The organism is Roseovarius sp., from assembly GCF_018066915.1.
In the GTDB taxonomy this organism is placed as follows: Bacteria; Pseudomonadota; Alphaproteobacteria; order Rhodobacterales; family Rhodobacteraceae; genus Roseovarius.
This window is the reverse complement of sequence record NZ_JAGPVV010000126.1, coordinates 1-4,829: the sequence shown is the minus strand read 5'-3', so window position 1 is coordinate 4,829 and position 4,829 is coordinate 1. Positions and strand designations below refer to the sequence as shown.

3 protein-coding genes and 2 pseudogenes are annotated in these 4,829 nt (G+C 62.0%); 4 read left to right on the top strand and 1 reads right to left on the bottom strand.

The annotated features are described in order from the left end of the window. From KBT70_RS06875 to KBT70_RS06860, 4 genes and pseudogenes are all read left to right on the top strand, one after another. Nucleotides 1-552 (top strand): annotated as a pseudogene (locus tag KBT70_RS06875) (hypothetical protein); the annotation flags it as partial. Between the two features lie 22 nt (nt 553-574). After that, a complete protein-coding gene (locus KBT70_RS06870; RefSeq protein WP_296630266.1) occupies nt 575-1,576 on the top strand; it encodes an ABC transporter ATP-binding protein in 1,002 nt (333 codons plus the stop codon). After that, nucleotides 1,573-2,394, top strand: a complete 822-nt coding sequence (locus KBT70_RS06865; protein ID WP_037239957.1) for an ABC transporter permease subunit — start codon at nt 1,573-1,575, stop codon at nt 2,392-2,394. The genes KBT70_RS06870 and KBT70_RS06865 overlap by 4 nt, the downstream gene beginning before the upstream one ends. 195 nt (nt 2,395-2,589) lie before the next feature. Continuing rightward, nucleotides 2,590-3,120 (top strand): annotated as a pseudogene (locus KBT70_RS06860) (transposase); the annotation flags it as partial. A 30-nt stretch (nt 3,121-3,150) separates the two neighbouring features. Here the strand turns inward: KBT70_RS06860 and KBT70_RS06855 are convergent. Then, nucleotides 3,151-4,689: an ISL3 family transposase gene (locus tag KBT70_RS06855; protein WP_296630270.1), complete on the bottom strand. Its 1,539-nt coding sequence runs from the start codon at nt 4,687-4,689 to the stop codon at nt 3,151-3,153. Nucleotides 4,690-4,829 lie beyond the last annotated feature (140 nt).

Sequence of the window (4,829 nt, the reverse complement as noted above, 5' to 3'; positions counted from 1 at the left end):
AGCCAGATCAACTTCGCCTTCGCCGGTATCATCTACGGCATGTTGATGATCGTGCTGATGGGCAATGCCGGCGTGCTTGCCCTGCTTGAAGCATGGCTTCTGGGCACCGAGGCCACGCGCGGCCTGGCCTTCACGGCGTTCGGTCTCGGCGTCGCTTACCTGAGCTTTCAGATCCCGCGCTCGGCCCTCATTCTGGCCGAGGCGATCGCCAAGATGGATCCGGGCCTGCCGGCAGCGGCACGCACGCTGGGGGGGCGCGGTCCTGCGGTGACGTTTCTGGTCGTGGTGCCGATCCTGCGCCCGGCGCTGATCGAGGCGGCGGTCTTTTCCTTCCTTCTGGCGATGGCCTCCTTCGGGCCGGCCTTGCTGATCGCGCGCTCGGTCACGATCTTTCCCGCGGTCATCTACCGGGAATTCACCGGCTTTCTCAACTTTGGAAATGCCGCGGCCATGGCGATCCTGCTGTTGATTGTCGCTTTGGCGTTGGCGGGCGTACTGCGGCTTCTTGTTGGACGCGCGACGCCCTTTCACACGCAGACCGACGCCACCTGACCCTTGAGAGAGGAAGACAGACATGACCATCACGATGAACGGGATTGAAAAACGGTTCGGCGACAAACCGGTGCTCGAGGGGATCGACCTGGTTCTCGCGCCAGGGCGTGCGACGGCGCTCATTGGCGCGTCGGGCTCGGGTAAGACGACCTTGCTCAACATCATTGCAGGCTTGCTTGAACCGAGTGCCGGGCGCATCCTCTTTGACGGGCGCGATGTCACGCCGCTTGACGCGGCCGAGCGCAATATCGGCTATGTGTTCCAGAGCTTTGCGTTATTCCCGCATCTGAACGTGCGCGACAATGTGGCCTTCGGGCCGCGTATGCGCGGCATGAAACGTGCCGAGCGTCATGAGCGGGCCATGACGGCGCTTGCCCGCGTGCGGATGGACAGCTTTGCCGATCGCGGTGTCGATGCCCTATCCGGCGGACAGCGGCAACGCGTTGCTCTGGCGCGGGCCCTGGCGACGGAGCCTGATATCCTCTTGCTTGACGAGCCGCTTTCTGCGCTCGATCCGGTCCTGCGCGACGATATCCGCTCCGAATTGCGCGCGCTGCTCGAGCCTCTCGACATCACCACGCTCATCGTCACCCATGACAAGGCCGATGCCTTCGTTCTCGCCGACCGGATCGTCATGCTCTCGGGTGGACGTATCCTGCAGGAGGGCACGCCGCGCGATCTCTATGACCGACCAACCCATATCGAGGTGGCGGCGTTTTTCGGCGCGGTCAACACGCTGTTCGATGCAGCGAGCGAAGGTGGAACCGGGCCTATCCTGCGGCCCGAGGATCTGCGCCTTGCCGAGAACGCCGCGCGCGCCGATCTGACGATCACTGTTGGGCGGCAGCTCTATCTTGGCGATCGGTTACGGGTGATGGGGCTGACGGCGGACGGAACAAGCGTGACCGTCGATCTGCCCAAGGCCACCGGCTTGCGGGATGGCGATGTTCTGCATCTCAACCTGCCGCCGGGCCACCGCGACCGTGCGGCCGCGCCTCTGCTCAGCCTTCCGGGACGGTCATGACCGCCTCGGCCGGCATGTACGCGATCCCGACCCGGCGACGGCAGCGCGCCGGAGCGCGAGCCGAACGCTTTTGGGCCTGGGTCGAGCCGGTTCTCGTCTGGTCTCCGGCGGGGCTGCTACTGATACCGCTCCTCTTTCTCGCGATTGGGTCGTTCACAGCCCGTTGGGACAGTCGGGGCCTTTCGGGTCTCTCGCTCGACGCCTATGCTACGATCTGGTCAACGGCGCAGGGTGAGATCGGCTTCAGCCTGTTTCTCGCCATCGGTGTGAGCACGATCAATCTTTTGCTCGGGGTGCCGCTTGGTGTGCGCCTCGCGCAGGGCGGGCGGCGCGGGCAGGTTCTGGTCAAGGCCATCGTGAGCATGCCGATAGTGCTGCCGCCGATGATCGTGGCGATGGGTCTGGTCCTTGCCTGGCCGCGCTTGATCGGAAGCTGGGAAATCCTTATGCTGGCTCACCTTGTGTGGACCTTTCCGTTTGTGGTCTGGCCGGTGATGACAGCCATGATGGCACTTGATGCGCCGACACTTGCCGCAGCGGCGCGTACGCTCGGCGCGTCTGATTGGGCGATCTTTACCCGCGTGATCCTGCCCAATCTGCGCAATGCGATCCTGCTGGCCTGGTCGATGACCTTCATCATGTCATTTGCTGAGATCAACGGGTCGCTTTTCCTCGCCTCAGCGGGCAGTCATCCGGTCGGAGTGGGACTGCTCGAAAGTTTTCTCAATCTCGAAATCAGGGTAGCGGCAGCCTATACGGTCCTCTTCCTGCTTGTGCTAACACCGGTTTTTCTTCTGACGGTACGGCGGGGCGCGTAATGGTCGCAAAGATGCGGTGCGCGGGGGTTGCCGGTATGCTTGCCCCCCGAACGATAGAGCTATACGGTTGTCTGAGGCACTTGAATGGCTACAATCCGAATTGAGCATCGGCATCAACAAACCCTTAGTTCGATCCAGACGGCTTGGCCTTGTGCGTGGAAATCCTAGACCCGACGACTTTTCCATCCATGTAGTCGGCGGCTGCAGGATTATCCCGCGCAGGGAGACGAGGTAACGGTTGATCTCGCGGTTTGCCGTTGGCGATGTTTGGCTCCCGCTTGCCCGCGCCGGACTTTCTCGGACCAGACCGTCTCGGTTGCGCGTCCTTTTGCGCGGCGCACCTCGCGTGTCGGGGAGATTGTCAGCCATCTTGGGCATGCGACCGGCGGGCGGCCTGCCGAGCGGCTCTTGCACCGTTTGGGCCTTGGGGTCAGCGATGACACGGTGCTCAGGCAGCTGAAGAAGTGTGCTCAAGGCACCGCCGAGCCGCCGACGGTCATCGGGATCGACGACTGGAGCTGGCGGAAGTCGCAAACCTACGGCACGATCATTGTCGATCTGGAGCGTCGCGTGGTCATCGACATTCTCGAGGATCGAGACGTCGTCACCTGCACCAACTGGCTGAAGCGACATCCCGAGGTGGAAGTGATCAGCAGAGATCGCTGCGGTCTCTACGCCCAGGCTGCCCGGCAAGGGGCGCGGCAGGCGGAACAGGTCGCTGACCGGTTGTCGCGTAGCCCTTAATTGGGCTCTGCCTCAATCTGTGTGGCGGAACGGTAGCATTCTCGCCCGCAACAATTCTGGACCGGCTCGACCGTACATGGCGCGTTTGAGCGTCTTCAGGCGATTGATCTGACCTTCTGCTTGGCCGTTGCTCCATGGCATCTCGATGGCGTTTTTGACTGCATCGAAGTCCCGGTTCAATGTGCGGGCAAAGCGCACGATGGGCGCCAGATCGGTTTCGATCGCGTTGTCGATCCATGCTGGGAGCGGGTCTGCTTGGCGGCTGCGCAGGATACCGTTGAACCGCATGGCGAGACTTCGCATCGTTGCGAAGGCGGGAGAACCGGCCTTGAGCGCGTCGACTTTCCGCGCTTGATCCGGGGTGAGCTTTCCGCGGGGTTTGATGCACAGCGCGGCTGCGATGACCGGGGAAATCGCGTGCCCCGTTTCCGGGTCCCGGACTGGCTTAAGGATTTCGTGCTCTACCTTGGAGTCGCTCCCTTGCTGTTCTGCTTTTCGCCAGCCCGCCAACAGACGCTGCAAATGCGACTGACTCCCCTCGTAACCGCGCTCTCGGATCAGACGGAACAGGGCGCTGCCAGTTCGAATGCCCTCCTTCCAGCTTTGGCTCAGGAACTCTTCAAAGTACCACGGCGATGTCGGCTTCAAAGCGGCCCGCCTGCGGTCCGGTGGTGTCTCGAACTGCAGCCATTTCGCGATGCTGCGACGCGGGAACCCTGTTCGCCGCCCGATCTCGCTGCATGAAAGCCCCTGATTTCGGAGCGCATGAATGGTGGCGAAAATCTCTTCCCGAGACGTCCTATGCGCCAGGCGTGACTTCAGAAGGCTGCCGGCTGCGGTGATGTTGTCGGCGTCGGACAGCAGCGCCCTGCCGGTCGCACGGCCGTGAAGGTTCATTTGCTCCTCGATGGCCTGCCGCAGGTTTTGTACGATATGGAACCGGTCAGCGACCTGCTTCGCCTGCGGTGCCCCTTGCCGTGCTGCCTGGGCGTAGAGACCGCAGCGATCTCTGCTGATCACTTCCACCTCGGGGTGTCGCTTCAGCCAGTTGGTGCAGCTGACGACATCTCGATCCTCAAGAATGTCGATCACCATGCGACGCTCCAGATCCACAATGATCGTGCCGTAGGTTTGCGATTTCCGCCAACTCCAGTCGTCGATCCCGATGACTGTCGGCGACTCGCCACTGTCTTGGGCACGGTTCTTCAGCTGCCTAAGCACCGTGTCATCGCTGACTCCAAGGCCCAAACGATGCAACAACCGCTCGGCTGGCCGTCCGCCGCTCGCATGCCCAAGATGGGTGACAATCTCCCCGACACGCGAAGTACGACGTGCAAATGGACGCGCAATCGAGGCGATTTGGTCTGAGAATGTCCGGCGTGGGCAAGCGGGTGCCTGACATCGCCAACGGCAAATTGCGAGATCAACCGTTACCTCGTCTCCATGCGCGGGATAATCCTGCAGCCGCCGACGCCGCCAGCCGTGACGTCGGCGTGAATGCAATCCACAGTCTGGGCAGATGCCGTTTGGTGTCAGACTGCCCGATACAATCCACCCGCCGGAATCACTTCGCTCGACGCTTTGAATCGAAACTTCGCCCCCAGGCGACCAGTGCTTCTTCGAATTCACAACTATCCCTCCTGAATTTTCCAGTTTCAGGATAGTTCCGCCACACAGATTGAGGCAGAGCC